Source organism: Pseudomonas sp. C5pp (assembly GCF_000814065.1).
GTDB classification, from domain to species: domain Bacteria; phylum Pseudomonadota; class Gammaproteobacteria; order Pseudomonadales; family Pseudomonadaceae; genus Aquipseudomonas; species Aquipseudomonas asiatica.
Genome location: NZ_JWLN01000020.1, coordinates 33,371 through 60,178 on the forward strand (window position 1 = coordinate 33,371; position 26,808 = coordinate 60,178).

The window sequence follows — 26,808 nt, forward strand, 5'->3', positions numbered from 1 at the left end:
TCGCATGAATCCCTCCCTTGCCGCCGCGCAGCCTGCCGCCACCGGCCTCAGCCGGGCCCTGGTCGCCCTGCTGGCGTTCTGCTGCGGCGCGATCGTCGCCAATATCTACTATGCCCAGCCCATCGTCGGCCTGATCGCCCCGGACCTGGGGCTGTCCACCGAGCATGCCAGCCTCATCGTTTCGCTCACGCAGCTTGGCTATGCCTTGGGCCTGCTGTTGCTGGTACCGCTGGCCGACCTGTTGGAAAACCGCCGCTTGATGGTGGCTACCGCCGTGCTGGCCTGCGTCAGCCTGCTGCTGGCGGGCACCAGCAGCAGCGGCCAGGGCCAGCTGTTCCTCGGCTATGCACTGCTGATCGGTTTCAGTTCCGTGGCGGTGCAGATGCTCATTCCGCTGGCGGCGCACCTGGCGCCGGAGCAGCAGCGTGGGCGGGTGGTCGGCAACATCATGGGCGGCCTGCTGCTGGGTATCCTGCTGGCGCGGCCGTTGTCCAGCCTGGTGGCCGACTACTTCGGCTGGCGGGCGGTGTTCATTGGCGCTGCCGGGGTGATGCTGGCGATCATCCTGCTGCTGGCCCTGACCTTGCCGCGGCGGGTGCCCGAGCACAAGGCCAGCTATGCCGGGCTGATGCTGTCGCTGCTCACGCTGCTGCGCCGTTATCCCTTGCTGCGCCAGCGCTCGCTGTACCAGGCGTTGATGTTCGCGGCGTTCAGCCTGTACTGGACGGCGGTGCCGATGGCCCTGGCAACCGAGCATGGCCTGTCGCAGAGCCAGATCGCAGTATTCGCCCTGGTAGGCGCGGTAGGCGCCGTCGCCGCACCCATGGCCGGCCGCCTGGCCGATGCCGGGCATGCCCGGGCCGGTTCGCTGTTGGCGTTGTTACTGGCACCGGCGGCACTGTTGCTGGGGCTGACCGTGCCGGGCTACAGCGTGATCGGCCTGGGGCTGACTGGCGTGCTGCTGGATTTTGCGGTGCAGATGAACATGGTCATCGGCCAGCGTGAAGTGTACGCGCTGGACCCGGCCAGCCGCGGGCGGCTGAACGCGGTGTACATGACCAGCATCTTCCTGGGTGGGGCGCTGGGTTCGGCGGTGGCCAGCGCGGTGTTCAGCCAGTTCGGCTGGCACGGTGTGGCGCTGGTGGGGGCGGGGTTGCCGGGCGTGGCCTTGATCATCTTCCTGGCCAAAGCACGCCGGGGTTGAATGCGAGCCCGCAGGTTGTCGCGATCCCTGTACGATCGCGACAGTCTTTGCATAGTGCTACCGCCCAAGCGGCAACGCCACACCAATCAAGGCAAACAGGCTGCCGCAGCAGCGGTTGAAGCCCTTGCCGCCCTTGGCCAGCCATGGCCGGATGCGAAACGCCAGGCGTGCCAACAGGTATTCGACCAGGAACTCGACACTGGCAAAGGTCGCCGCCATCACCACGAACTGCAGCAGCAACCCACGCTGCGGGTCGATGAACTGCGGCAGGAACGCGCCGTAGAACAGCAGCACCTTGGGGTTGGCCATGGCCGACAGCAGGCCCTGGCGGAACAGGCCGGCATTGCCCAGCCGCGCACTTTGCGCGGTCAGTTCCAGGTGCAGGCCCGGGCTGCGCCACAGCTGGATACCCAGCCAGACCAGATAGGCGCCACCCACCCACTTGAGCACGCTCAGCACCGAGGCCGAGGCCTGCAGCAATGCGCTGAGGCCGAACATGGCCAAGGCAATCAGGGCGCTGAAGCCAAACACCCCGCCGATGATGGTGAACAACGTCCGGCGTGCGCCATACAGGGCACCGTGGGTCAGGGCCAGCAGGCTGTTGGGGCCTGGGGTCAGCGACAGGCCGATGCTGGCCAGCAGATAGATGAGCCAGGTGTCGAGTGCCATGGTGGGGAATGCCTTGTTGATGGAGAGGGCGCCAGTCTATGGCGCCGATCTTGTCGGGCAAGGGTATGATCCGGACATTGAATGGTCGTTTCTGGACGTGATGCCAATGCAGCCCGATATCCGCTTGCTGATCTTGCCGTTACCGGATTTTGCCCTGCTGCCGTTCGGTGCCTTTCTCGACAAGTTGCGTTTCAGCGCCGACGACGAGGACTACAGCCAGCAGCGCTACTGCAGCTGGACCGTTGCAGGGCTGACACTCGACCCGGTGCCTTCGAGCAGTGGCGCGGTGGTGCAGGTCGAGGCCGTCGCTGGCCAGCTCGAGCTGGCCAGTTTCGACTACCTGGTGGTGTTCGGCGGGCGCAACGCGCTGGCCACTGCCGCGCTGGCGCCTCGCTACCGGGCCTTGCTCAGGCAGGCTGGCAAGGCCGGCGTCAAGCTGGTGGCGGTCGACAACGGTGCTTTCCTGTTGGCTGCCTGCGGGTTGCTGCAAGGGCACAAGGTAGTGGTGCACTGGCGCCACGAAGCCGAATTCCGTGCAGCCTTCCCGCATTTGCAGGTACTGAGTGAGCAGCTGTATTGCATCGACGGTAGCCGCATCACCTGCGCCGGCGGCACCGCGGCCATCGACCTGGCCGTCGCGCTGTTGTCACGCGCCTGCGGGAGGGCCAGGGCGCTGAAAGGCCTGGCCGACATGCTGGTGGATGAAACCCGTGACAGCCGCCATGCCTTGCGCTCGTTGGAGCTGGGGGCCGGGCAGGGGCGGCAGGTGCAGCGCGCGCAGGCATTGATGCGTCATCACCTGGGTACGCCGTTGACCGCGGAGCAGCTGGCGGCTGAGCTGGGCATCAGCCGGCGCCAGCTGGACCGGCAGTTTCACGCCAGCCATGGCATGAGCGCCAAGGCCTGGTGGCTGGAGATGCGCCTGCAACAGGCGCGTTGGCGCCTGCTCAATTCCAGCCACAGCCTGGCGCAGATTGCCGATGAAGTGGGCCTGGGCGATGCCAGTTACCTGGGCAAGTGCGTGCGGCGACGGTTTGGTTGCACGGCCCTTGAGCTGCGCTGTCACGCAGAGAACTGAATTCACAAGCGGTCCACGTACCCTGTGGGAGCGGGTTTACCCGCGAAGAAGCCACCGCGGTGCATGGCACCGGCTGCGCCGGTGTTCGCGGCTAAAGCCGCTCCCACAGGGTCCCTGCTATTTGAATGAGTCCTGTGGGAGCCGGCCTACTGCGGCATCCCGAACAACCCTGTCCAGTAAATCCCCGCATCACTCTTCGGGTCCACTGCATACGCAGCGCCCAGCTCGCGGAAGTCCGGGTTCATCAGCGTCGCGCAATGCCCCGGGCTATCCAGCCAGCCATCGACCACCTTGCGCGCGGTGTCACGCCCGGCGGCGATGTTTTCGCCGATCTGCTGGTACAGGTAGCCGGCCAGCTCTGCCCGGTCACCGGGGGTGCGGCCATCCTTGTCGATGTGGTCGAAGAAGTTCTGGTTGGCCATGGCCCGGGTGTGGTTGGCGGCAACCCCGGCCAGCACCGTGCTCCAGCTCAGTGCGGGGGCGGCGGCGAAGGGCTGGCCACCGCATTGGCGCGGCACCTTGCGCGCGGCGTTGATCTCCTGCAGCACCTTCTGTCCCTCGGCCTGCCAATCGCCCAGGCGGCCACTGAGCAGCGGCCGGGCCAGCACGATGCGCCAGTCGCGGCCTTCCTGGCTGACGCCGATATCGACGAACTGCGGGTCGAGCACCACCTGGCAGAAGCTCTCTTCGATGGCATGCATGGCAGCGCGCGCATCACGCGGCCCCGACAGGCTGATGGCCTGCACATTGACCATCGGGTAGGCGGCGCGGGTCATGGCCTGCTGCAGGTCGCGGGTACCCTCTGGCGACAGCGCCAGGCGGGTATCGCTGTTGAGCGGTGGCAGCTCCAACGACGCTTCGCCACCGCAGGGCTGGGCCTTGCTGCGGTAGACATTGATCGAATCGATCAGTTGCGCTTCTTCGCCGGTGGCAGCCATGGCCCCGGCCGAGACGAGCAGGCCCAGCGACAAGGCGGCAACGGATGACAGGACGCGCATGTGGATCTCCCTATGACTGGCAGCGTCGTGGTTTGCGCTGCTCATCCTACACAAGCCCGGGGCTTTTGGCCCGGGATCGTGCAAAGCAATGAAAACGCCGGCATTCGTTGCTGGCGGTAAAAGAGGAAGTAGACCACTGATCATCTGAAAAGTGCGAATAGTTGGTAATCATTCCTATCGAACCACGCCTGTCTGCCGATTTGCTGGCGCCCGGCGTCTATCAGCGCGCCACCGCCTGGTTCGGTTTGTAGAACAGAAAATGCCTGGTCTGCGCCGTCCGGCGGTAGGCTTTGGCCCAGTCCGGGTGCACATTGCGGTCATGGAAGTACAAGGCACCCCCGGTGCGGTCTTTCAACTGCTGGTTGAGCGCCTTGCGCGCGATTTCCTTGGCAATGTCGTAGCGTTGCGCTTCTTCGACCTGGTCCGGGCGCCCGTCGCACCACCAGGAGAACTGGCAGGCTTTGCTTTCCACACCCTGCTTGACCACGCCGCAGATGGTATCCGGAAAGCCATCGTGGCCCAGGCGGTTGAGCACGACGTTGGCCACGGCGGCCATGTCTTCGGCGTCGGCACCCTTGGCCTCCCAGTAAATGGTGCGGGCCAGGCAGGTGATGCTGTCATCCAGCGGCGCCTGGCCGGCCGGGTCCACTGCCTGTGCTTCGCCCGGTGTGAGGGTCTCGGCCTTTTTCGGGGGTGGTGTGTCATTCACCACTTTTTCCTCGAGCACCTCGGCCTTGTCCTCGGCGACGGCAGCCTTGGCCGGGTCGGCCGCGTGCAAGGGGCCTGCGAGCAGGGCCGAAACCAGGCCGATCACCATCCACGAAAGGCGCATGATGCAAGCTCCCGAACTGTGGGCTGGTTCACAGTCTAGCCAAGCGCAAGCATCAGCACCAAAGGCAGGGTGGCGGCGGCCAACACGGTCTGCAGGGCGATGATGGTGGCCATCAGCGGTGCGTTACCGCCCATTTGCCGGGCCATCACATAGGAAGATGACGCGGTCGGCAGTGCCTGGAACAGCACCGCCACCACCGCTGCCTGGCCACCCAGGCCAAGCAGGCGGCACAAGCCCCAGGTGGTCAGCGGCATGACCAGGAACTTGAATGCCGACGCCGCCATCAGCGGGCGCACCTGCTGGCCCAGGCGGGCACCACCCAGGGCTGCGCCGACGCACAGCAGGCCCAGCGGCAGGGCGGCCTGGCCCAGGGCCTTGACCGTGGGTTCGATACCCGCTGGCAAACCCAGCCCGCTGGCGCGCAGCAGCAACCCGCCGGCGCAACCGACGATCAAGGGGTTGGCGAAGATGGCCCGCAGCACCGTGGCCGGTGAGCTATGGCGGGCGCTGAAGCGGGCGAACACCAACACGCAAAGCAGGTTGACCAGTGGCACGATGGCGGCGTTGGCCACCGCTGCCAGGGCAATGCCGGCGCTGCCGTAGATACCCGCTGCAAGGGTGGCGCCGATGTAGTTGTTGAAGCGGATACCGCCCTGGAACACCGAGGTGAAGTCGGCACCGTCGTGGTTCATGGCGCCCTGGTACAGCACCAGCAGCACGGCCCCGGCCAGGGTCGAGAGCATCAGCACGCCGACCATGCCCAGCACCGGTACGCCATCGAGGTTGGCGGTGGCCAGGCCATGGAGGAACAGCGACGGCAGCAGTACGTAATAGCTCAGGCGCTCGGCGCCGGGCCAGAAGTTATCGGCGAGAAAGCCACGCAGGCGCAGGAAAGTACCCAGGGCAATCAGCAGGATGATCGGCAGCAGGGTAGTCAGCAGCAAGTGGAGCATGATCGACGTTCCGTGGTCGGGTACGGGGCACAGACTACTGGTGCGGATCGATCTGTAAAAACGTTGTTTTCTGCACTGACCATTGAGAAAAAATGCATGGTTGAAGTCGACACTTGCTCTTGTAGGAGCGGCCTTGTGTCGCGAAAGGGGTGCGAAGCGCCCCCAGGATATCGGCATCGCCGCAAAATTGCCGGGGCCGCTTTGCGGCCCTTTCGCGACACAAGGCCGCTCCTACAAGGCCCTGCGAACCTTCACGCCTCCAGCGCAGTCTTCAGCACCGCGCTCAAATGCCGCCGCTGGCTCTTCTCATGCTCCAGCAACACCACGCGCCGGGTCAGCTGCGGTTCGCCAAATGGCAGGCAGGTAGCCGGTGGCAAGCGTTGCAGGTCGTCATCGGCCATGGGGATGATTGCCACGCCCAGGCCCATCACCGCCATGCGCGCCAGCGCTTCCTGGCTGTCCAGCTCCATCTGCTCGCTCACCTGCAGATGCTGGCGGCGCAGCTCCTGCTCGATCTGCCGCCCGGCCCAGGCACGCTTGTCGAAGCGCAGGAACGGCTGGCTGGCCAGCAACTGCGGCACGCTTAGCCCGGCCAGGTCGGGGCTGGCGATCGCCCAGAAGCGGTCTTCGAACAACGGCGTGAAGTCCAGGCTTTGCGGGTAGGGGCTGACCGGCTCGGTGGTGATTGCCGCATCGAGCTCGCCGTCTTCAACCCGTCGCGCCAGTTCCGCCGACATACCGGAGGCCACGCTGACATGCAGCTGCGGATGGTGCGCCTTGATCCACACCAGCGCTTTGGGCAGGCGCCGCGCCAGCACGGTGTGGATCGCCCCCAGGCGCAGGCGGCCGCGCAGGCTCGGGCCGCTGGCCAGGGCGTCGGCCAGTTCGTCATAGCTAGCCAGGATGGTCTCGGCGCGGGCCACCGCCAACTGGCCGGCTTCGGTCAGCGACACCTGCCTGCGGCTGCGGTCGAACAAGGTCACCTGCAGTTCGTCTTCGAGGGTCTTGATGTGCAGGCTTACCGCCGAAGGGGTGAGGCTGAGCAGGTCGGCGGCACGGGCGAAGGTGCCGTGGCGGGCGATGGTTACCAGGGTGCGCAGGGCTTTGAGGGACATGCGGATGTGGTCCGGTTTCAAGCTGACAGAGATGCATTGTCAGGCCCGGCCCTTTCGCAGCACAAGGCTGCTCCTACAGCGAGTCGAGGCCGGTAGAGGCAATATTTCTCAGCGCACACCACGCCCATAGGCCTGGCTGATCCGATCGATCACCATGGCCAGGGCGACGATCGCCAGCCCGGCCTCGACGCCTTGGCCGACATTCAGCGTCTGGATCCCCGACAGCACGTCCTCGCCCAGCCCGCGGGCGCCAATCATCGAAGCCACCACCACCATCGACAGGGCCATCATCACCGACTGGTTGAGCCCGGCCATGATGCTCGGCAGCGCCAGCGGCAGGGCGATGCGCCGCAACCGCTGCCAGCGGCTGGCCCCCAGGCCATGGGCGGCTTGCAGCAGCGAAGGGTCGATCTGGCTCAGGCCCAGTTCGGTCAGCCGCACCAGCGGTGGCAGGGCATAGATCAGTGTGGCGAACACGGCGGGCACCTTGCCCAGGCCGAACAGCATCAGCACCGGGATCAGGTAAACGAAGGCCGGCAAGGTCTGCATCACATCCAGTACCGGCAACAGCAAGCGCTTCGCCAGTGGCCGGGCAGCCAGCAGGATGCCCAGCGGCACGCCCACCAGCACGCAGAGGCCGCTACTGACCAGCACCAACGCCATGGTCTGCAGCAGTTTGTCCCACAACCCGAGCATGCCGATCAGGGCCAGCAGCGCCACCAGTACCGCGCTGCGCAGCACGCTGCGGCTGGCATGCCAGGCCAGCAGGCCGATCAGGAACAGCAACAGCCACCACGGCATCAGGCGCAGCAGGGTTTCCAGGCCGACCAGCAGTTGCAGCAACTGGTCCGAGACGCTGCGCAGGTGATCGCCGTAATGCAGTACCAGCCAGTCGACCAGCCTGTTGACGCTGTCGGCAAAGGAGAATTGCAGGGCCTCGGGGAAGCCGCCGCTCACAGGCTGGCCTCGACCTTGGTGGCAATGTCCGCAGGCAACCAGGCTTTCCACACCTCGCGGTTATTGCGCAGGAAGGTGAGGGCAGCGTCGCGGGGCGGCGTTCGCTTTTCGCTCATGTCGGCCAGTGCCTTGTTCAGTCGGTCGATGGGCAGGTCGACCCGCTCGAACATGCTCACCAGTTCCGGGTAGCCCTCGCGAAAGGCCTTGGACACGCCAATCGACAATTTGGCCGGCAGCGAGCTGCTGCCCTTGGGCTCGGGGTTGCCGGCATCGGTGAGGGTGGCCCAGGCCTGGGCATCGAACGGTGGCTCTTGCAGGCGTATGAGTTTGTAACGCCCCATCAAAGGGGTCGGGTTCCAGTAGTAGAACAGCACCGGTTGGCCACGGCGGATGGCCGAGCCGATTTCGGCATCCATTGCAGCCCCGGAGCCACTGCGGAAGTTGGTATAGAGATCATTCAGCCCGTAGGCCTTGAGTTTCTGGCTGTTGACGGTTTCGGATGTCCAGCCGCTGGGGCTATTCAGAAAGCGCCCTTTACCGGGTGACTCGGGGTCGCGGAACACCTGCGGGTAACGTTTCAGGTCCTCGACGCTGCGCAATTGCGGCGCCACGGGTTTCAGTTTGCGCGCGGCATCGCCTTCGATCACGTAGGCCGGCACCCACCAGCCTTCTTCGGCGTTCTTGACCGTGTCGCCCAAGGCAAACACCTGGCCGGCCTGTTCTGCCTTGACCCAGGCTGGGCTGCGCCCGGCCCATTCCTCGGCGATTACCTGCAGGTCGTTGCGCGCCAGGGCCACTTCCATGCTGACGGTGCTGCCGGGCAGGGTGTCGGTGGTGTAGCCGTAGCCACGCTCCACGATCAGCCGCAGGATCTCGGTGGTGAGGGCACCGCTTTCCCAGCCGATGGCGCCAAAGCGGATGGGCGTGGTGCGTTCTGCGGAGGCGGCGCTGTCGGTGCTGGCCAGGCCGACGGCGAGCAGCAGGCCGGCCAGCAACGTCGGAATCTTTTTCATGGGGCCTCTTGGAGTGGCGCTACTGAGTTGCCGCAAGTGTAGACGACCGGCTCCAGGCCCGGCAGGAAGGCCGCTGCACGCGATTGGCAGCGGCCTGCAAGTGACTCAGACGCGGAACTGGTCCATCAGCGCCTGTTGCTGGTTGGCCAGGCTGTTCAGCGACTGGCTTACCCGCGCCGACTCGTTGGCCTGCCCCGACAGCGATTCGGTGACATCACGGATGGTTGCCACGTTGCTGTTGATTTCCTCGGCCACTGCGCTTTGCTCCTCGGCGGCCGAGGCGATCTGCAGGTTCATGTCGGTGATCACCGTCACTGCCTGGCCGATGCGCTGCAGCGCGGTGACTGCCTGGCCAACCTGCTGCACGCCGCTCTGGGCCTGGCGGTGGCTGTTGTCCATGGCCCCGACCACCTCGCGAGTGCCGTTCTGCAAGGCCTCGATCACCTGGCGCGTTTCTTCCACCGATTCCTGGGTACGCTGGGCCAGGTTGCGTACCTCGTCCGCGACCACGGCAAAGCCACGGCCGGCTTCACCGGCGCGGGCCGCCTCGATGGCGGCGTTGAGCGCCAGCAAGTTGGTCTGTTCGGCGATCGAGCGGATCACCTCCAGCACCGAACCGATCTTCTCGCTGTTCTGCGCCAGGCCCTCCACTTCGCTCATGGCGTTGCTCATGTCGGCGGCCAGGGCATCGATGCTGTGGGTGGTGCGGTCGATCACCGCCAGGCCTTCGCGGGTGGCCTGGTCGGCATCGCGGGCGGCCTGCGCGGCCTGGGCGGCGCTGCGGGCGACGTCCTGGGCGGTGGCACTCATTTCGTGCGAGGCAGTGGCCACCTGGTCGACCTGGCGGTATTGCTGCTCCATGCCGGCGCTGGTCTGGGTGGCAATTGCCGAAGACTGGTCGGCGGTGCCCCGGGCGGCCTGCACCGAGCGTTTGACCTCGGCGATGGTCGGCTGCAGCTTGTCGAGGAAGCGGTTGAACCAGCCGGCCAGTTCGCCCAGTTCGTCCTGCTTCTGGTAGTTCAGGCGGCGGGTCAGGTCACCTTCGCCGCTGGCAATGTCCTTGAGCATGCTTGCCACGCCGAGGATCGGCCGGGTAACGCCGCGGGCCATCAGCCACACCATCAGCAGGCCGGCAATCGCCGCCGCCAGGCCCAGGCCAAGTTCCAGCAGGGTGCCGCTGGTGTTCAGCGCGTCCAGTTCCTGTTTCAGCGCTTCGGCCGGCCCGGTCAGGGCGTTTTCCGGCACATCCAGCAGCACGCCCCAGGGCTGGGCATCCGGAATCGGCTGGAAGGCGGCCAGCACCTTCAGGCGCTGCTGGTCGTGCACGATGGTCATCTTGCCGTCGGCCAGCTTGCGCACCAGTTCAGCACCCTTGGCGGTGTCGACCTGGTCGAAGCGCTGGGCCAGCTTGCTGGCGTCGGCGCTGTAGCCGGCCAGCAGGCCGACCGGGCTGAGGATGCCGACCGTGGTGCGGCCTTCGTACAGGCTGCGGCTGGCCTCCTGGCTCAGGGCCTGCAGGCTGTTGAGGTTGATGTCGATGGACAGGGTGGCGATCACCTTGCCGTCGACTGCCAGCGGGAAGACGATGCTGGTCATCAGCACCTGCTGGCCATCGATGTCGTAGAAGTAGGGCTCCACCACGCACACCTTGCCGGACGTGCGCGGGCACACCCACCAGGTATTGGCTGGCTGGCCGCTGGGGCCGATCTCGGTGTTGGCCATGTCATGTTCGGGCAGGGCCATGGCCGTCAGCTGGCCGACACGCGGCTGCGACCAGTACAGGGCGAAGCGCCCGGTTTCGTTGCTGCCCAGTTCTGCCTTGCCGGCGAACAGGCTGTCCTTGTTGTCCAGGGCGTTGGGCTCGAATACCAGCGACAGGCCGAGCAGCTCAGGGTTGGCCTGCAGGGCGGCGCGCACCTGGCGGGTCATGTCCTCGCGCAGGTCGAAGGCATCGAGAAAGCGCTTTTCCGCCTGCTCGCGCAGGAACAGCACCTGGCGGGCGAAACCGGCGCCGTACTGGTAGGCGTCCATGAACTGGCGGCGGATGTTCAGCGCCTGCACCTCGCCCTGCGACTCGATGCGCGACTGCGCCGACTCGGTCAGCATCTGCATGCTGCTGGCCTTGACCAGGTCCGAGCTGTGGTCCATGCGATACAGCGACAGGCCGACGAGCAGGGTGACGATGCCGGCCAGGCAGAGACCGGCGAGCAGGGTGATCTTCCACTGGATGGAAAGTTGTCGCAAAGGCATGGGGCGTATCCCTTTTTTTGGACAGTAAGGGTTATGGCTTTGGGGCTGGGCGGGGTTGAGAGGTGCCTGGCTGGAGATGTGTGTCGTCTGTGAGATCGAGCGCCGCCGCGGCGGCGCTCGATCTCACAGGCGACAGAAATCTCCAGCCAGGCATCTCCCAGCCTTCCCACCATATCGGCCCATCCCATTTTTTCTTTATTCAAACATTCAATTTAAATTTCAGCCCTCGTGTAATCCGCCGCAACATGGCGCTTTTGACATCTGCTGCCCACTGCTTCAGAGTGCGCGCTTTTTTTCTGTCGCAATGAGGTAAGCCAACCATGAATGCAGTGATCGCCGCGGTCGGCATCATGCTGATACTCAGCCTGTCCCGCGTGCACGTGGTCATCGCCCTGATCGTCGGGGCCCTGGCCGGTGGGCTGGTGGGGGGGCTGGGCATCGAAGGTACGCTCAAGGCCTTCAACGGCGGCCTCGGCGGCGGGGCCACGGTAGCCCTGTCCTATGCACTGCTGGGCGCCTTTGCCGTGGCCATCGCCAAGTCCGGCCTGGCCCATGCCCTGGCCGACCGCGCCCTGGCCATGATCGACCGCCAGGGCCATGCCAGTGGCGGCAAGGTCAAATGGTTGCTGGTGGGCCTGATGCTGGTGGTGGCAGTGTCTTCGCAGAACATCCTGCCTATCCACATCGCCTTCATCCCCTTGCTGGTGCCACCGCTGCTGTACGTGCTGACCCGCCTGCGCATCGACCGTCGGCTGATCGCCTGCGTGATCACCTTTGGCCTGATCACCCCGTACATGTTCCTGCCGGTGGGCTTTGGCAACATCTTCCTCAACGAAATCCTGCTGGCCAACGTCGCCCGCGCGGGTGTCGACGTGAGTGGCGTGAATGTCACCCACGCCATGGCCATCCCGGCCGCTGGCATGCTGGCAGGCCTGTTGCTGGCGGTATTCGTCAGCTACCGCAAGAAGCGTGACTACGACCTGGCGCGCATCGAGCAGGTGGAGCAGGTGAGCGTGCAGTACAACCCGCTGACCCTGCTGGTGGCCGGGCTGGCGATTGCCTCGGCGTTCATCGTCCAGTTGTGGCTGGACTCGATGATCATCGGCGCCATGGTCGGCTTCCTGATCTTCTCGCTGTCGGGCATCGTGCGCTGGAAGGACACTGACGACCTGTTCACCGAAGGCATGAAGATGATGGCCATGATCGGCTTCATCATGATTGCCGCCTCAGGCTTTGCCGACGTGATGAAGGCCACCGGTGAGGTGAACAGCCTGGTGGAAACCTCGGCGCAGTGGATCGACCACAGCAAGGGCGTCGGTGCCTTGCTGATGCTGCTGGTGGGCCTGCTGGTGACCATGGGCATCGGCTCGTCGTTCTCCACCGTGCCGATCCTGGCCGCGATCTTCGTGCCGCTGTGCGTGCAGCTGGGCTTCGACCCGCTGGCCACCGTGTGCATCGTTGGTACCGCCGGTGCCCTGGGCGACGCGGGCTCGCCTGCCTCGGACTCGACCCTGGGCCCGACCTCGGGGTTGAACGTGGATGGCCAGCACCACCATATCTGGGACACCGTGGTGCCTACCTTCATCCACTACAACCTGCCACTGCTGGCGTTCGGCTGGTTGGCGGCGATGACGCTGTAAGACGGGGAGGGCGTCAGCCCTTGTCGGGCGGTGGCGAGATGCGGTTGAGCACGGTGCTGCCGTCCTTGCTGCGGGTCAGGTAGACCGGCAGCACCTTGGGCAGGTTGTTGACCAGGCGCCCCACCTCACGGGTGTTGTAGATACCGCTGATGCGGATGCGGCCGGTGCTGGCGTCGGCCAGCAGCAGCGGTGCGTCGAGGTAGCGGTTGATTATCGGCAGGGCCTGTTCCAGGCTCAGGTTGTCGAGCACCAGCTTGCCGTCGCGCCAGGCCAGGCTGTTGCCGTAGTCCTCGCTCTGCTCCAGTTGCGGCTCGAAGTCGCCCTTGTGATAGCTGGCCTGCATACCAGGGCCCAGGCGGTAGCCACCGGTGCTGCCGTCGCTGGATACCAGTACCGAACCTTCCACCAGGGTGACCTTGACCTGGTCCTGGTACTTCCACACGTTGAACTGGGTACCGGTGACGCGGGTCTGGCCACGACCGGCATGCACGATGAACGGGTGGCTGCTGTCGTGCTGCACCTTGAAGAACGCCTCGCCACGCTTGAGCGTGACCTGGCGCTGGTCCTTGTAGTTGAGGTAGGTGAGCTCGGTGTTGAGGTTGAGCTGCACCGAGCTGCCGTCGCTCAGCTGCACGGTCTGCATGTGCGCGCCGGCTTCGAAGTGCTGGTAGCGATTGGGCAGCCAGCCTTGTTCCCAGCCCACCCAGCCGGCCAGCGGCAGCACTGCCAGGGCGATCGCGGCGGCGGATGCCAGCGGCCGCCAGTTGCGCTGGCGCGCGGCCTTTTGCAGCGGCGGGTTGAAGTCGATGACGGTGGCATTGCGCGGCAGCAGGTCGGCGGTTTGCCAGATTTCCAGCATCGCCTGGTATTCCTCGGCATGCCGCGGGTCGGCCGCCAGCCAGCGGGCGAACGCCTCGCGCTCGGCCACCGAGCAATCTTCGGCGTGCAGGCGCATGCACCAGTGCGCGGCGGCGTCGGTGATGGCATCGTCTGGGCTGGAATTGAGGCGGTCGTGGTTCATTGCGGCTCCGGGTTTTGCGCATTCTACCCTTGCAGGAGGGCTCCCGAGAACCGAGGTAATGGCGAATGACTATCAGTTGTGCCGGTTTTCGTCGGATTGGTGATGGTTTTTCAGCGTTTGAGAACCCTTCGCGCAGGTAAAACAATGGCTGAAATCGTTGGGGCTGCCTTGCAGCCCATCGCGACACAAGGCCGCTCCTACATGGAATCGCGTTCCCCTGTAGGAGCGGCCTTGTGTCGCGATGGGGCGCAAAGCGCCCCCATGGCCTCTCAGAACTGCGCCGCCTCCAAACCATACAGGCTGCCACTACCCGCCCGGATACTGGCCTCCAGCCCCAACCCGCGCGGCAAGACCCGCTGGAAGAAGAACTCCGCACACGCAAGCTTGGCCCCATGAAATGCGGCATCCTCGTCACGCCTGGCCAACGCCACCGCCGCCATCCGCGCCCACATGTAGGCATACGCAGTCAGCCCGAACAGCTGCAGGTATTCCACCGCCACCGCGCTGACCAGGTTGGCATCCTCGCCGGCCCGCGCCCGCAGCCAGGCGCTGGTCGCCTCCAGCCGCGCCAGGCTTGCTTGCAGGGCTTCACGGTGCAGCGGCGCATCAACGCTGAAGGCCCGCACCTCGGCGGCAAAGCCGGCCAGCGCCTGGCCACCGTCGGCCAGCACCTTGCGCCCGAGCAGGTCGAGGGCCTGGATGCCGTTGGTGCCTTCATAGATCTGTGCGATGCGCACATCGCGCACCCGCTGCTCCTGGCCCCATTCGCGAATGTAGCCATGGCCGCCATACACCTGCTGGCCGAGCACACAGCTTTCCAGGCCGTTGTCGGTGAAGAACGCCTTGGCCACCGGCGTCAGCAGCGCCACCAGGCGTTGCGCATGTTCGCGCTCGCCGGCGTCTTCGGCGTAGCGTGCCAGGTCCAGCTGCTGGCCGACGTAGGCGGCAAACGCCCGGCCACCTTCGGTGAGGGTGCGCATGGTCAGCAACATGCGCCGCACATCGCCATGGTGAATGATCGGGTCGGCGACCTTGTCCTGTGCCTGCGGGCCGCTGGCGGCGCGGCTTTGCAGGCGCTCGTTGGCGTAGCGGGCGGCGCTCTGGTAGGACGCCTCGGCACAACCGATGCCCTGGATGCCGATGGACAGGCGCTCGTAGTTCATCATGGTGAACATCGCCGCCAGGCCCTTGTTCGGCTCGCCGACCAGGTAGCCGACGGCACCATCGAAGTTCATCACACAGGTGGCCGAGGCCTTGATGCCCATCTTGTGTTCGATCGAGCCGCAATGGGCGGCGTTGCGCGCCCCCAGGCGGCCATCGGCCTCGACCAGGTACTTGGGCACCAGGAACAGCGAGATGCCCTTGGCACCGGTGGGCGCATCCGGCAGCTTGGCCAGCACCAGGTGGACGATGTTCTCGGTCAGGTCCTGTTCGCCGCCGGTGATGAAGATCTTGCTGCCGCTGATGCGATAGCTGCCATCGGCCTGGGGCTCGGCGCGGCTGCGGATCAGCCCAAGGTCGGTGCCGGCATGTGGTTCGGTGAGGCACATGGTGCCAGCCCAGCGGCCTTCGTACAGGGGCGGCAGGTAGGTGGCCTTGAGTGTTTCGCTGGCGTGGGCATCGATCGCCAGGCAGCTGCCGGCGCTCAATGCCGAATACAGGCTGAAGCTGCAGTCGGCGGCGTAGAGCATTTCTTCGAACAGCACACCGAGCATTTTCGGCATGCCCATGCCGCCATGTTCAGGATTGCCGCCCAGGCCGACCCAACCGCCTTCACGGTAGGTGTGCCAGGCCTCGCGGAAGCCGTCAGGGGTAGTGACTTCGCCTGCGGCGAAGCGCACGCCTTGCTCGTCACCGTTGCGGCTGAGCGGGGCAATCAGCTGGCCGGTGACTTTGGCTGCTTCCTCGAGGATGGCATCGGCGGTATCGGCGTCGATGCGCTCGGCCAGGGCGGGCAGGCGGGCCCACAGGGCCGGGGCGTTGAACACGTCATGCAGGACGAAGCGCATGTCGCGCAGGGGGGCTGTGTAGGTGGTCATCGGTAGCTCTTGAGAAGTGGGAAATCTGGGCTGGCCTCTTCGCGGGTAAACCCGCTCCCACAGGGATCGCGCCAAACCTGAGCACATTGCTGTACCTGTGGGAGCGGGTTTACCCGCGAAGAGGCCGCTACGGGTTCAGAGGGCTTTGGCCCGGTCGCGCAGCACGTACTTCTGGATCTTGCCGGTGGAGGTCTTGGGCAGTTCGCCGAACACCACGGTCTTCGGTACCTTGAACCCGGCCAGGTGCTCGCGGCACCAGCTGGTGATGTCGGCTTCGCGGGTGTCTTCGCGGCCCGGTTTGAGGGCAACGAAGGCGCACGGGGTTTCCCCCCATTTTTCATCCGGGCGTGCCACCACCGCGGCCTCCAGCACCGCCGGGTGCTTGTACAGGGCGTCTTCGACCTCGATGGTGGAAATGTTCTCGCCACCGGAAATGATGATGTCCTTGAGCCGGTCCTTGATCTCGACATAGCCGTCGGTATGCCACACAGCCAGGTCACCGGTATGGAACCAGCCGCCACGGAAGGCTTCGGCGGTAGCCTCGGGGTTCTTCAGGTAGCCCTTCATCACCGTGTTGCCACGCATGAAGATCTCGCCCAGGGTGTTGCCGTCGCGCGGTACCGGCTCGAGGGTTTGCGGGTCGGCGACCATCAGGCCGTCGAGGGTCGGATAGCGCACGCCCTGGCGGGACTTGATCCGTGCCCGCTCTTCCAGCGACAGGTCATCCCATTCGTCATGCCAGGCACACACGGTCACCGGGCCGTAGACTTCGGTCAGGCCGTAGGTGTGGGTGACCTGGATGCCCATCTCTTCCACTGCGCCGATGACCTTGGCGGGTGGCGCGGCGCCGGCGACCATGGCCTGCACCGGGTGCTCGATGGCCGCCTTGGCCGCCTCGGGCATGTTGACCAGGGCGTTGAGCACGATCGGCGCGCCGCACAGGTGGCTGACCCGGTGCTCGCGGATCAGGGTCAGGATCTTTTGCGGGTCGACCCGGCGCAGGAACACATGGGTGCCGGCCAGCGCGGTGATGGTCCATGGGTAGCACCAGCCATTGCAGTGGAACATCGGCAGGGTCCACAGGTACACCGGGCGATGGCCCATGCCCCAGACCATCTGGTTGCCCAGGGCGTTCAGGTAAGCGCCACGGTGGTGGTAGACCACGCCCTTGGGGTTGCCGGTGGTGCCGGAGGTGTAGTTGAGCGAGATCGCCTGCCACTCGTCATCGGGCCATTCCCAGGCAAAGTCCGGGTCGCCTTCGGCGAGGAACGCTTCATAATCCAGTTCGCTGACCGCACGGCCTTCGCCGTACTCCGGGTCATCCACATCCACCACCAATGGCGGGTGCTCGAGCAAGGCCAGGGCCGCCTCGATGACCGTGTGGAACTCGCGGTCGGTGATCAGCACCTTGGCCTCGCCATGCTGCAGCATGAAGGCGATGGCCTCGGCGTCCAGGCGTACGTTCAGGGTATTGAGCACGGCGCCGGTCATGGGCACGCCAAAATGGGCTTCGAGCATGGCCGGAATGTTGGGCAACATCACCGCCACAGTGTCGCCACGGCCGATACCCCGGCCCACCAGGGCGCTGGCCAGGCGCCGACAGCGTTGGTAGGTCTGCTGCCAGTTACGGCGGATGGCACCGTGGATCACCGCCGGATAATCGCCATATACGGCAGCGGTGCGTTCGATGAAACTCAGCGGGGTGAGGGCGACATGGTTGACGGCAGCGGGCATCAGGCCCTGGGCATAGATCGACATGCGGTAATCCTGTAGAGGAGGCAGGCACAACCCGTGCGCTTGACCCCCGGTGGCTGATTGTTAGCTCTGTTCAGGGTGCAGGGAGGCGGACGGTGGGCCGCTCCCCTTGTCGCAGTTTTACGCGAGTCGCTATGGTATTAGGAATATCGACTATAGCAATATAGTAAAACTACTATAACAACGAGCCGCCTACCGTGGACAACACTGCCTATCCCTTGCTCGCCAAGGACCCGCAACCCAGCCTGATGCTGGCCGGCGACGCCAGGCCGCTGGCACTCAACCCGGCGCTGCAGGCCTGGGTCGATGAAGGCCCGGCACTGGCCAGCTGGCTGCCGGGCAACTGCGCCGCCCTGGTGCGCGCCTGCCTGCGCCAGCGCCGGGCGATCGCCGATGTCGAGGTGCAGGTCGGTGAACGCATCGTGCTGTGGAGCTTCATCCCTGACGACCAGGGCCAGCAGGTGCTGGCGCGTGGCCGCGACGCCAGCGACGAGCGTCATGGCGCACGCGAGGCCAGCCGCGCCCGGCGCCTGTACCGGCTGATCATTGAGAACACCACCGACCTGATCTCCCGGCATAGCCCCGATGGCCGTTTCCTCGATGCTTCGCCGGCAGCATTCCGCCTGCTTGGCCTGTGGCCGGAGCAACTGCGCGGCATGGCCGTGCATACCCTGCTGCACCCGCGCGAGCGCCGCCAGGTGCTGCGCCAGGCCGCCGCTGCCCTGGACCAGGACGGCTACCACACCATGACCTGCCGAGTGCGCCAGGCCGCAGGCGGCTACCGCTGGTTCGAAATCGCCAGCCGGGCCATCCGCGAAACCTACACCGGCGCGGTGGTGGAGGTGGTCAGCGTGTCTCGCGACATCACCCTGCGCATCGAAGCCCAGGAAAGCCTGGCGCACAGTGCCCGCTTGGCCACCTTGGGCGAGCTGGCTTCGGGCATTGCCCACGAGATCAACCAGCCGTTGGCTGCGGTGGTCAACTATGCCAACGCCAGCCAGCGTTACCTGCAGGGCCTGGAGCGCGACCCGCAGGCCCGAGAGCGGGTAGGGCAGGGCCTGCAGCGCATCAGCGAACAGGCCACCCATGCCGCCGAAGTGATCCGCCGCCTGCGCGCCTTCCTGCGCAAGGGGCCGCGCCGCCTGCAGGCGCTGGACGTGGCCGAGGTGGCCGGCGAAGCCATGCGCCTGTGCGCCTGGGAAGCCGCGCGTGACCAGGTGGTGGTCGAGTTGCGCATGAGCGCGCAGCTGCCCTTGGTGTATGCCGACCGGGTACTGCTGGAGCAGGTGCTGTTGAACCTGTTGCGCAACGCCATCGATGCCAACCGCGAGCAGCATGGCGAGCGGCCGTCACGTATCCTGCTGGGCGCTGCGCGCGATGGTGATGGCGTGCTGGTCGAGGTGGCCGACCAGGGCGCGGGCGTGGTGCCCGAGCGCCTGGATGAAATCTTCACGCCGTTCACCACCAGCAAGGCCGATGGCCTGGGCCTGGGCTTGAGCATGAGCCGCAGCCTGATCGAAGGTTTTGGCGGCAGCCTGTGGGCGCGAGCCGGTGACAATGGCGGACTGGTACTGTGCTGCCGCCTGGCGGTCAGCAGGGGGTAAGGGGAGGTGGCGGTGCAAGCGAAAGTGTATGTGGTCGATGACGACCAGGGTATGCGCGACTCGACGGTGTGGTTGTTGCAGTCGGTGGGTTTGCAGGCCTTGCCGTTCGCCGGCGGGCAGGCGTTTCTCGACGCCTGCGTCGACGATGGGCCGGCCTGTGTGCTGCTGGATGTGCGCATGCCGGGGCTGGGCGGGTTGGCGGTGCAGCAGGCGATGCGCGAGCGTGGCCTGGGTTTGCCGGTGATCTTCGTCAGCGGGCATGCCGATGTGCCGATCGTGGTGCGGGCATTCAAGGCCGGCGCCTGCGACTTCATCGAGAAACCCTACAACGACCAGTTGCTGCTCGACAGCGTGCAGGCCGCGTTGGAAAGCGCCGGGCGGGCACGCCAGGACGACCAGGCGCTGGCCCGGGTGCAGGCGCGCATCGACGGCCTGACCCCACGCGAGCGCGACGTGTTCGTGCCGTTGGCCCAAGGGTTGAGCAACCGCGAAATTGCCGAGCGGTTGGGCGTCAGTGTGAAGACGGTGGACCTGTACCGGGGGCGGGTGATGAAGCGGTTGCAGGCCGATAGCCTGGCGGAGTTGGTGGGCATGGCCATTGCCTGCGGGGCGGTGGAGGCACTGGGCCTGCGAACACCGTAGCAGGCCTGACGCAAGGCCGCTCCTACAGGGGGCTGCGCAAGGGGCAGAAATCATGAAATTTTCCATAGCAACCTAATCAAAGCTTTGACATTCACTGCCTAGGCAGTAATATTTTTACACAATTACCCGAGCAGCCTCCGATGGCCCATTTCTCTCCCGAAAACTTCCAGACCTGCGCCATCGGCATGCTGCTTGGCCGGGCGGCGATCCTGAAGGACCGCATTCTCGACTGGCACCTCGAATCCGAAGGCGTCACCGCCGCGCAGTTCAAGGTGCTGATCATCGTCACCCAGTACCAGGTGGACACCCCGGCCGAGCTGTGCCGGTACCTGGGCCTGGACAGCGGATCGATGACCCGCATGCTCGACCGCCTCGAGCAGAAGGAACTGATCGTGCGCAACCGTTGCGCCGACGACCGTCGCCAGGTGCGCCTGGCGCTTACCGCCGATGGCCAGCGCCTGGCTGACCGCCTGCCGGAAATCGGCGCGGCGGCCATGAACGAGCTGTGCGGCGCGCTGGCACCCGAAGAGCTCGCGACCCTGGAAGGCCTGCTGGCCAAGGTCCTGCTCGCTGCCGGCGACCCGTTGACGATCCGCCGCTTCGGCGATCGTTGATCCCTGTCACGAATTATCCAAGGTATTGCCATGGCCACTCCCGCAGACACCCCGACTCCCTCCGCCGCGCCCGAACCGTCGCGCAAGCGCAAGGCCTGGCTGCTTGGCCTGGTGTTGCTGCTGATTCTTGCCGGCGTCGGAGCCTGGGCCTGGTACAGCCTGGTCGGGCGCTGGCACGAAAGCACCGACGATGCCTACGTCAACGGCAACGTGGTAGAGATCACCCCGCTGGTCACCGGCACTGTCACCAGCATCGGTGCCGATGACGGCGACCTGGTCCACGCCGGCCAGGTATTGCTGCAATTCGACCCGGCCGACAGCCAGGTGGCCTTGCAGGCCGCCGAAGCCAGGCTGGCGCGCAGCGTGCGCCAGGTGCGCGGGCTGTACAGCAACGTCGACGCGCTCAAGGCCCAGCTGGAAACCCGCCAGGCCGAGCTGCGCAAGGCCCGCCAGGACTTCAACCGGCGCAAGGTACTGGCCGACAGCGGCGCGATAGCTGCGGAAGAATTGTCCCATGCCCGCGACGACCTGAGCGTGGCCGAGGCCGCCGTCAACAGTGCACGCCAGCAGCTCAGCACCAGCAGCGCACTGGTCGACGACACCGTGGTGTCCTCGCACCCCGAAGTGATGGCCGCCGCCGCCGACCTGCGCCAGGCCTACCTCGACCATGCCCGCACCACGCTGGTGGCACCGGTAACCGGCTACGTTGCCAAGCGTACCGTGCAGCTGGGCCAGCGCCTGCAACCGGGTACCGCGACCATGGCGGTGATCCCGCTGGACCAGGTGTGGATCGATGCCAACTTCAAGGAAACCCAGCTGCGCGACATGCGTATCGGCCAGCCGGTGCAGATCAGTGCCGACCTGTACGGCAGCGAGGTCAGGTACAGCGGCACGGTCGACAGCCTTGGCGCCGGCACCGGCAGCGCCTTCGCCCTGTTGCCGGCGCAGAATGCCACCGGTAACTGGATCAAGATCGTCCAGCGCGTGCCGGTACGCATCCACCTCAGCCCCGACCAGCTCAAGGACCACCCGCTGCGCATCGGGCTGTCCACCGTGGTCGAGGTCGACCTGCACGACCAGAGCGGCCCGACCTTGGCCCAGCAGCCACCGCAGCAGGCCAGCTATACCACCCAGGTGTATGACCGCCAGCTGGTCGAAGCCGACAACCTGATCGCCCGGCTGATCCACGAAAACAGCGCAACCGGCAAGACGGCCCAGCGATGAGCAACAACGCTGCTGCCCAGTTCACGCCGCCGAGCCTGCTGCTGACCACCATCGGCCTGTCGCTGGCGACGTTCATGCAGGTGCTCGACACCACCATCGCCAACGTGGCCTTGCCGACCATTTCCGGCAACCTGGGGGTGAGCTACGAACAGGGCACCTGGGTCATCACCTCGTTCGCGGTGAGCAACGCCATCGCCTTGCCGCTCACCGGTTGGCTCAGCCGACGGTTTGGCGAGGTGAAGCTGTTCATCTGGGCCACGCTGCTGTTCGTGCTGGCCTCGTTCCTGTGCGGTATTGCCCAGTCGATGCCGGAGCTGGTCGGTTTTCGCGTGTTGCAGGGTGTGGTGGCCGGGCCGTTGTACCCGATGACCCAGACCTTGCTGATCGCCGTTTACCCGCCGGCCAAGCGCGGCATGGCCCTGGCGCTGCTGGCGATGGTGACGGTGGTGGCGCCGATTGCCGGGCCGATTCTCGGCGGCTGGATAACCGACAGCTACAGCTGGCCGTGGATCTTCTTCATCAACGTGCCCATTGGCCTGTTCGCCGCAGCCGTGGTCCGCCAGCAGATGCGCACCCGGCCGGTGGTCACCAGCCGCCAGCCGATGGACTACATCGGCCTGCTGACGCTGGTCATCGGCGTTGGCGCCTTGCAGGTGGTGCTGGACAAAGGCAACGACCTGGACTGGTTCGAATCGTCGTTCATCATTGCCGGAAGCCTGGTCTCGCTGGTGTTCCTGGCGGTGTTCGTGATCTGGGAACTGACCGACCGTCACCCGGTGGTCAACCTGCGCCTGTTCGCGCACCGCAACTTCCGCGTGGGCACCATCGTGCTGGTAGGGGGCTATGCCGGGTTCTTCGGCATCAACCTGATCCTGCCGCAGTGGCTGCAGACGCAGATGGGCTATACCGCTACCTGGGCCGGCCTGGCGGTGGCGCCGATCGGCCTGTTGCCGGTGCTGATGTCGCCGTTCGTGGGCAAGTACGCGCACCGCTTCGACCTGCGTGTGCTGGCCGGGCTGGCGTTCCTGGCGATCGGCAGCAGCTGCTACATGCGTGCCGGGTTCACCAGCGAGGTGGACTTCCAGCATGTGGCGCTGGTGCAGTTGTTCATGGGTATTGGCGTTGCGCTGTTCTTCATGCCGACCTTGAGCATCCTGCTGTCCGACCTGCCACCGCAGCAGATTGCCGATGGCTCGGGCCTGGCGACCTTCCTGCGTACCTTGGGCGGCAGTTTCGCGGCGTCGCTGACCACCTGGATCTGGATTCGCCGGGCGGACCAGCACCATGCCTACCTGAGCGAGCACATCAGCCAGTTCGACCCGGCCACGCGGCATACCCTGGAGCAGCTGGGCGGGGCCAGCCCGCAGAGCTATGCGCAGCTGGAGCAGATACTCAACGGGCAGGCGTACATGATGTCGACGGTGGACTACTTCACCCTGATGACCTGGGTGTTTGCCGGGTTGATCCTGCTGGTGTGGTTCGCCAAACCGCCCTTTACCGCCAAGGCGGGGCCGGCGTCGGCAGGGCACTGAGCCGGGCCAGAACAAGGCCCAGGCTCTTTGCCAAATGCCATGTCAGGCACTCGCTGCTGCGTACCAGGGCCGCTGCATGCGCAGCACCAACCGGTCGATTTGCGGCACCAGCAGGTTGCCGGCCAGCACGGCGAAGCAGAGGCCATCGGCGTAAAGCCCGAACTCGCGAATCAGCTCGGTCAGCGTGCCGACGGTCACGCCGAAGAGGATGCGACCGGCGCGGGTATCGGGGCTGGTGACCGGATCGGTGGCGATGAAGAAGGCGGTGAAGAGATAGCCGCCGAGGCTGAGGTTGTAAACGGCTTCCTGCAGGCTGTGGCCGGCAGCCATGCACAGCAATACTGTGCTCGCGATCATCGCCAGCGGAATCTCGATGCGGATCACCCGCAGCGAAGCCAGCAGCAAACCGCCGGCAATGTAGCCGAACCCCGACAGATTGTGGGTAACATGGGTGAACTCGTTCTGCGCCAGTTGAGTGGCGCCGGCGAACGCATCGAGCTCCAGGCGTGGCACCAACTGTAGTTGTTGGAGCAGAACCGCCTTGGCGTCCAGGGTTGCGGTCCAGGGGGCATGGTTCGATGGCGCGGGGTACAGCTGCTGATAGAAGCAGATGGCAACGACCCCCAGGCCAACCATGGCAGGGTTGAGACGGTTGCGACCAAGGCCTCCACTGGCGTGCTTGCATAGTGCCAGAGCAGCAAAACTGGCCAGGGCGATCAACCACAACGGCACCATCAGCGGCAATGCCCGAGCCAGTATCAGGCCCAGCACCAGCCAGCTGAAGTCGCTCAAACCCTTGCGTACGTCATGCCCGCGCAGGCGCAGCAGGGCGGCTTCGAAGCCCAGGGCGAACAGCACGCACCAGAACACCTGCAACCAGACCACGACGCCGAATTGCCAGGCATACAGGACGGTGCCCGGCAGCAGGCACAGGACGACCAGCAGCATCACCGTGCGCAGCCGTTGCGGGATGGGGTGGCGTATCAGGCTCATGCGCGGACCTCCGTCTTGCTTTGGCGGAAGCGTTCGCGTAGCGGGATATTGCTTGGGCAGATGCTGCTGCAGCTGCCGCATTCGATGCAGGCATCCAGGCGCAGTTCCTGCAGGCTGGTCTTGTCCAGGCGCTCGGCGGCAGCGTAGAGGTCCAGCGGCCGCAGCGACATCGGGCAGACATCCACGCAGCGCGTGCAGCGAATGCAACTGCTGGCGGGGCGAGCAGCCGGCAGGTAGCGCTCGGCGCCGAAAATCAGGCAACTGCTGGTCTTGCTGACGAAGGCGTTGGCGTCCGGTAGCGGCTGCCCCATCATCGGGCCACCGACTTGGGTCAGTTGCCCTGTGGGGGACGCGCCAGCAATCGCGCGCAGTTCGCTGACCGGGTAACCCACCGGCACCCGCACATTGCCGGGGCGCTCGCAGTCACCTGTCAGCGTCAGCACGCGGCTGGTCAGTGGTTCGTCCTGGAAGACGGCCCGGCCCAGCGCGTAGAGCGTTGCGACATTCAGGGCGAGGACGCCGATATCGGCGGGGCGGCTCCCCGGGGCCAGGTTGCGGCCACTGAGGCTCTTGATCATCAACGGCTGCCCACCTGCTGGGTAACGCTCCGGAAGTGGACAAATCTTGACCTGGGTGCGCGCCTGGCGTGCGGCGGCACGTAACGTGGCCATCGCCTCCGGTTTGTTGGTTTCGATGCCGAAACGGGTTGCCGTTATTCCCAGCAGCGCGGCGACATAGTCGGCGGCCTCGATCAACGCTTCGGCATTCTCACGCATGAGGCGGTCATCGCAGGTAAGGAAGGGCTCGCATTCGGCACCGTTGATCAGCAGCAGGTCGGGCTGTTGTGCGTCGGCCAGCTTGAGGGCCGTGGGGAAACCCGCACCACCAAGGCCGACTATGCCCATCTGCAATGCGCGCTCGACCAGCGCCTCTGGCGTTTGCGGCAGGCCCGGTGCCGGGCGTTCGAACCACTCATCCAGGCCATCTGCGTTCAGGATGACGGCCATGACTGGCTCGGCCGAGTCGGCCGCGAAGACGTGATCGATCCGGTCCACGATGCCGGAGGTACTGGCATGCACCCAAGCGGTGGTGTTGTCGCCAATACCGATCACTTCGCCCTTGCGCACATGCTGCCCCGGCTGCACGCAAGGCTGGACAAACCGCCGACCCCGCCCGAGGGGAATCGCCAGCTGGATTTTACCGACCACGACCGGGGCAACCGGCGTAGCGTTGGATAGTTCCTTGTATCCCCTGAGCTCGATCCCTCCGTGCCAACTACGCTGAGAGGATGAGGCGATGGCCAGCAGACGGCGCCAGAAAGGTTTCTGTTGCGGCTGACGCTGGGCGCGGATGCGGCTCTGCAGGCGTTCGACGCTCTGCAACGAATGGCTAGACATGTAATGTCCTCCAATTTTTGGGCAAAGAACGCCCCTGTGCGCTTATGCACATGGTTGTTTTATTGCTTCCGGGACGTTAAGCGGAAAGGGAGGGGGATGAATGATCACCCGCGCAGATCAGAGTGTTCGACGAGGAGTTTGTTCGGTTTTTGACCAGGTTTGCTGATGAACGGTAGGCCAATTGCCATCTCGCAACTCTGGTGAAATAGCCTGCGCCGCGAACGGGCGGCCAGAGTCTGCGAGGTGTCCAATGATGCGCGCAAGCCTGCTGGTGATGCTGGTGACATTGCTGTATGGCTGCGGCGACAGGATTGAACGCTTTGGCGGGCCGACCATGGGGAGTACGTATTCGATCCAGTACGTACCCACTGCACAGACGCCCGATTCGCGGCAAGTAAAGGCCGAAGTCGAGCTTGTTCTTCAGGCCCTCGACAAGCAGTTCTCCAACTGGCGCGGCGATTCCGTGGTTTCCCGCTTCAACAACCTGCCGGCCGGCGCCTGTCAGGCAGTGCCGCAAGAGATGCAGCAATTGCTGGCGTACGGTGTTTCTCTGTTCCGCGAGAGTGGCGGGGCTTTCGACCTGACGGTTTTGCCCTTGATGAACCTCTGGGGCTTCGGCCCGCAGTCACGCGGTAGGCAGGTGCCGGACGCCAGCACGCTGGCACGGGAGCAGGCACGGGTAGGGCTGCAGCACTTGCACCTGGATGGAGAAAAGCTGTGCAAGGATGTGGCGGCGCAGCTGGATTTCGACAGCATGCTCGCCGGTTATGCAGTGGATCGGGTGGGCGACAGGCTTGCGGCCCTGGGTATCCAGGCCTATCTGGTCGAGATCACCGGTGAACTCAAGGGCGTCGGCCGCAAGCCGGATGGCTCGCCCTGGCGCATCGCCCTCGAGGTACCGAGTGGTGGGGGCGAACAGCAAGTGGAGCGCGCCATCGCCCTGGATGGCTACGGCGTTGCCACCGCTGGCGATTACCGCAACTATTTCGAGGAAGGTGGCCAGCGTTATTCGCACACCTTCGATCCCCGTGTCGGCAGGCCGGTCAAGCACGCGCTGGCGGCAGTGTCGGTGGTCGACCCTTCGGTGTTGCGTGCCGATGCCCTGGACACACTGTTGATGGTGCTGGGCCCGGAGGAAGGCTATGCCTTCGCCGAGCGGAATGAAATCGCTGCCTACTTCATCATGCACCAGGGGCTGGGTTTCGTTGCGCGGGCGACGCCGCGGTTCGAGACGTTGTTTCCCGGGCAAGGCAAACCCACGCAGTAGCAGAAGGAAAG

At 65.4% G+C, this 26,808-nt stretch carries 22 protein-coding genes and 1 pseudogene; 9 read left to right on the forward strand and 14 right to left on the reverse strand.

From position 1 onward, the window contains the following. The first annotated feature begins 4 nt into the window (after window positions 1-4). A complete protein-coding gene (locus tag RR51_RS17075) occupies window positions 5-1,204 on the forward strand; it encodes an MFS transporter (protein ID WP_039614200.1) in 1,200 nt (399 codons plus the stop codon). 57 nt (window positions 1,205-1,261) lie between these two features. Here RR51_RS17075 and RR51_RS17080 read toward each other — a convergent pair whose 3' ends face one another. Further along, window positions 1,262-1,873: a LysE family translocator gene (locus tag RR51_RS17080; protein ID WP_004376275.1), complete on the reverse strand. Its 612-nt coding sequence runs from the start codon at window positions 1,871-1,873 to the stop codon at window positions 1,262-1,264. A gap of 106 nt (window positions 1,874-1,979) precedes the next feature. Between RR51_RS17080 and RR51_RS17085 the strand changes: the two genes are divergently transcribed. After that, on the forward strand, window positions 1,980-2,951 hold the full coding sequence (locus RR51_RS17085) for a GlxA family transcriptional regulator (protein ID WP_039614201.1): 972 nt from the start codon (window positions 1,980-1,982) through the stop codon (window positions 2,949-2,951). 146 nt (window positions 2,952-3,097) lie between these two features. Here the strand turns inward: RR51_RS17085 and RR51_RS17090 are convergent, their stop codons facing one another. The 8 genes and pseudogenes from RR51_RS17090 to RR51_RS31970 form a co-directional block, all read right to left on the reverse strand. After that, entirely contained in the window at window positions 3,098-3,949 is an 852-nt protein-coding gene (locus RR51_RS17090) for a CAP domain-containing protein (RefSeq protein ID WP_039614202.1), read from the reverse strand. A gap of 220 nt (window positions 3,950-4,169) precedes the next feature. After that, window positions 4,170-4,781 carry a cell wall hydrolase gene (locus tag RR51_RS17095; RefSeq protein ID WP_039614203.1) on the reverse strand — a complete coding sequence of 204 codons (612 nt, stop codon included), beginning with the start codon at window positions 4,779-4,781 and terminating at the stop codon, window positions 4,170-4,172. Window positions 4,782-4,816: 35 nt separating this feature from the next. Then, complete coding sequence (locus RR51_RS17100) at window positions 4,817-5,734, reverse strand: AEC family transporter (protein WP_013972955.1); 918 nt, start codon at window positions 5,732-5,734, stop codon at window positions 4,817-4,819. A 251-nt stretch (window positions 5,735-5,985) separates the two neighbouring features. After that, the gene (locus RR51_RS17105; RefSeq protein WP_038409756.1) at window positions 5,986-6,849 is read right to left on the reverse strand and encodes a LysR family transcriptional regulator; all 864 of its coding nucleotides are present in this window, start codon (window positions 6,847-6,849) and stop codon (window positions 5,986-5,988) included. Window positions 6,850-6,957: 108 nt separating this feature from the next. Then, window positions 6,958-7,806, reverse strand: a complete 849-nt coding sequence (locus tag RR51_RS17110; RefSeq protein ID WP_039614204.1) for an ABC transporter permease — start codon at window positions 7,804-7,806, stop codon at window positions 6,958-6,960. Further along, window positions 7,803-8,819, reverse strand: coding sequence for an ABC transporter substrate-binding protein (locus RR51_RS17115; RefSeq protein ID WP_039614205.1), 1,017 nt, complete (start codon window positions 8,817-8,819; stop codon window positions 7,803-7,805). Before RR51_RS17115 ends, RR51_RS17110 begins: the two co-directional genes overlap by 4 nt. A gap of 105 nt (window positions 8,820-8,924) precedes the next feature. Next, a complete protein-coding gene (locus RR51_RS31965; protein WP_371034575.1) occupies window positions 8,925-9,680 on the reverse strand; it encodes a methyl-accepting chemotaxis protein in 756 nt (251 codons plus the stop codon). Between the two features lie 102 nt (window positions 9,681-9,782). Further along, a pseudogene (locus RR51_RS31970) lies at window positions 9,783-11,069 on the reverse strand (PDC sensor domain-containing protein); the annotation flags it as partial. A 320-nt stretch (window positions 11,070-11,389) separates the two neighbouring features. Here RR51_RS31970 and RR51_RS17125 point away from each other — a divergent pair. Then, a complete protein-coding gene (locus RR51_RS17125; RefSeq protein ID WP_013972950.1) occupies window positions 11,390-12,709 on the forward strand; it encodes a Na+/H+ antiporter family protein in 1,320 nt (439 codons plus the stop codon). A gap of 13 nt (window positions 12,710-12,722) precedes the next feature. Here the strand turns inward: RR51_RS17125 and RR51_RS17130 are convergent, their stop codons facing one another. The 3 genes from RR51_RS17130 to RR51_RS17140 form a co-directional block, all read right to left on the reverse strand. Continuing rightward, a complete protein-coding gene (locus tag RR51_RS17130; RefSeq protein ID WP_039614207.1) occupies window positions 12,723-13,730 on the reverse strand; it encodes a FecR family protein in 1,008 nt (335 codons plus the stop codon). A 269-nt stretch (window positions 13,731-13,999) separates the two neighbouring features. Further along, the gene (locus tag RR51_RS17135) at window positions 14,000-15,769 is read right to left on the reverse strand and encodes an acyl-CoA dehydrogenase C-terminal domain-containing protein (RefSeq protein ID WP_039614208.1); all 1,770 of its coding nucleotides are present in this window, start codon (window positions 15,767-15,769) and stop codon (window positions 14,000-14,002) included. A gap of 135 nt (window positions 15,770-15,904) precedes the next feature. Next, window positions 15,905-17,527, reverse strand: coding sequence for an acyl-CoA synthetase (locus RR51_RS17140; protein ID WP_013972947.1), 1,623 nt, complete (start codon window positions 17,525-17,527; stop codon window positions 15,905-15,907). A gap of 194 nt (window positions 17,528-17,721) precedes the next feature. Between RR51_RS17140 and RR51_RS17145 the strand changes: the two genes are divergently transcribed. The 5 genes from RR51_RS17145 (at window position 17,722) to RR51_RS17165 (ending at window position 23,140) form a co-directional block, all read left to right on the forward strand. Beyond that, window positions 17,722-19,128 (forward strand): sensor histidine kinase, encoded by a 1,407-nt coding sequence (locus tag RR51_RS17145; protein WP_039614209.1) that lies wholly within the window; start codon window positions 17,722-17,724, stop codon window positions 19,126-19,128. 12 nt (window positions 19,129-19,140) lie between these two features. Then, a complete protein-coding gene (locus RR51_RS17150) occupies window positions 19,141-19,770 on the forward strand; it encodes a response regulator transcription factor (protein ID WP_039614210.1) in 630 nt (209 codons plus the stop codon). A gap of 140 nt (window positions 19,771-19,910) precedes the next feature. Beyond that, window positions 19,911-20,384 carry a MarR family winged helix-turn-helix transcriptional regulator gene (locus RR51_RS17155; RefSeq protein ID WP_003260288.1) on the forward strand — a complete coding sequence of 158 codons (474 nt, stop codon included), beginning with the start codon at window positions 19,911-19,913 and terminating at the stop codon, window positions 20,382-20,384. 30 nt (window positions 20,385-20,414) lie between these two features. Next, window positions 20,415-21,608, forward strand: coding sequence for an HlyD family secretion protein (locus tag RR51_RS17160; protein ID WP_039614211.1), 1,194 nt, complete (start codon window positions 20,415-20,417; stop codon window positions 21,606-21,608). Next, complete coding sequence (locus tag RR51_RS17165; RefSeq protein WP_023663084.1) at window positions 21,605-23,140, forward strand: DHA2 family efflux MFS transporter permease subunit; 1,536 nt, start codon at window positions 21,605-21,607, stop codon at window positions 23,138-23,140. Before RR51_RS17160 ends, RR51_RS17165 begins: the two co-directional genes overlap by 4 nt. Before the next feature lie 42 nt (window positions 23,141-23,182). On the opposite strand, the gene RR51_RS17170 is transcribed toward RR51_RS17165, so the two are convergent. Both RR51_RS17170 and rsxC read right to left on the reverse strand, forming a co-directional pair. After that, window positions 23,183-24,133 (reverse strand): RnfABCDGE type electron transport complex subunit D, encoded by a 951-nt coding sequence (locus RR51_RS17170; protein ID WP_039614212.1) that lies wholly within the window; start codon window positions 24,131-24,133, stop codon window positions 23,183-23,185. Next, window positions 24,130-25,530, reverse strand: a complete 1,401-nt coding sequence (gene rsxC / locus RR51_RS17175; protein WP_039614213.1) for an electron transport complex subunit RsxC — start codon at window positions 25,528-25,530, stop codon at window positions 24,130-24,132. The genes RR51_RS17170 and rsxC overlap by 4 nt, the downstream gene beginning before the upstream one ends. A 250-nt stretch (window positions 25,531-25,780) precedes the next feature. On the opposite strand from rsxC, the gene RR51_RS17180 reads away from it, so the two are divergent. After that, on the forward strand, window positions 25,781-26,797 hold the full coding sequence (locus RR51_RS17180) for an FAD:protein FMN transferase (protein WP_013972939.1): 1,017 nt from the start codon (window positions 25,781-25,783) through the stop codon (window positions 26,795-26,797). Window positions 26,798-26,808: the final 11 nt, after the last annotated feature.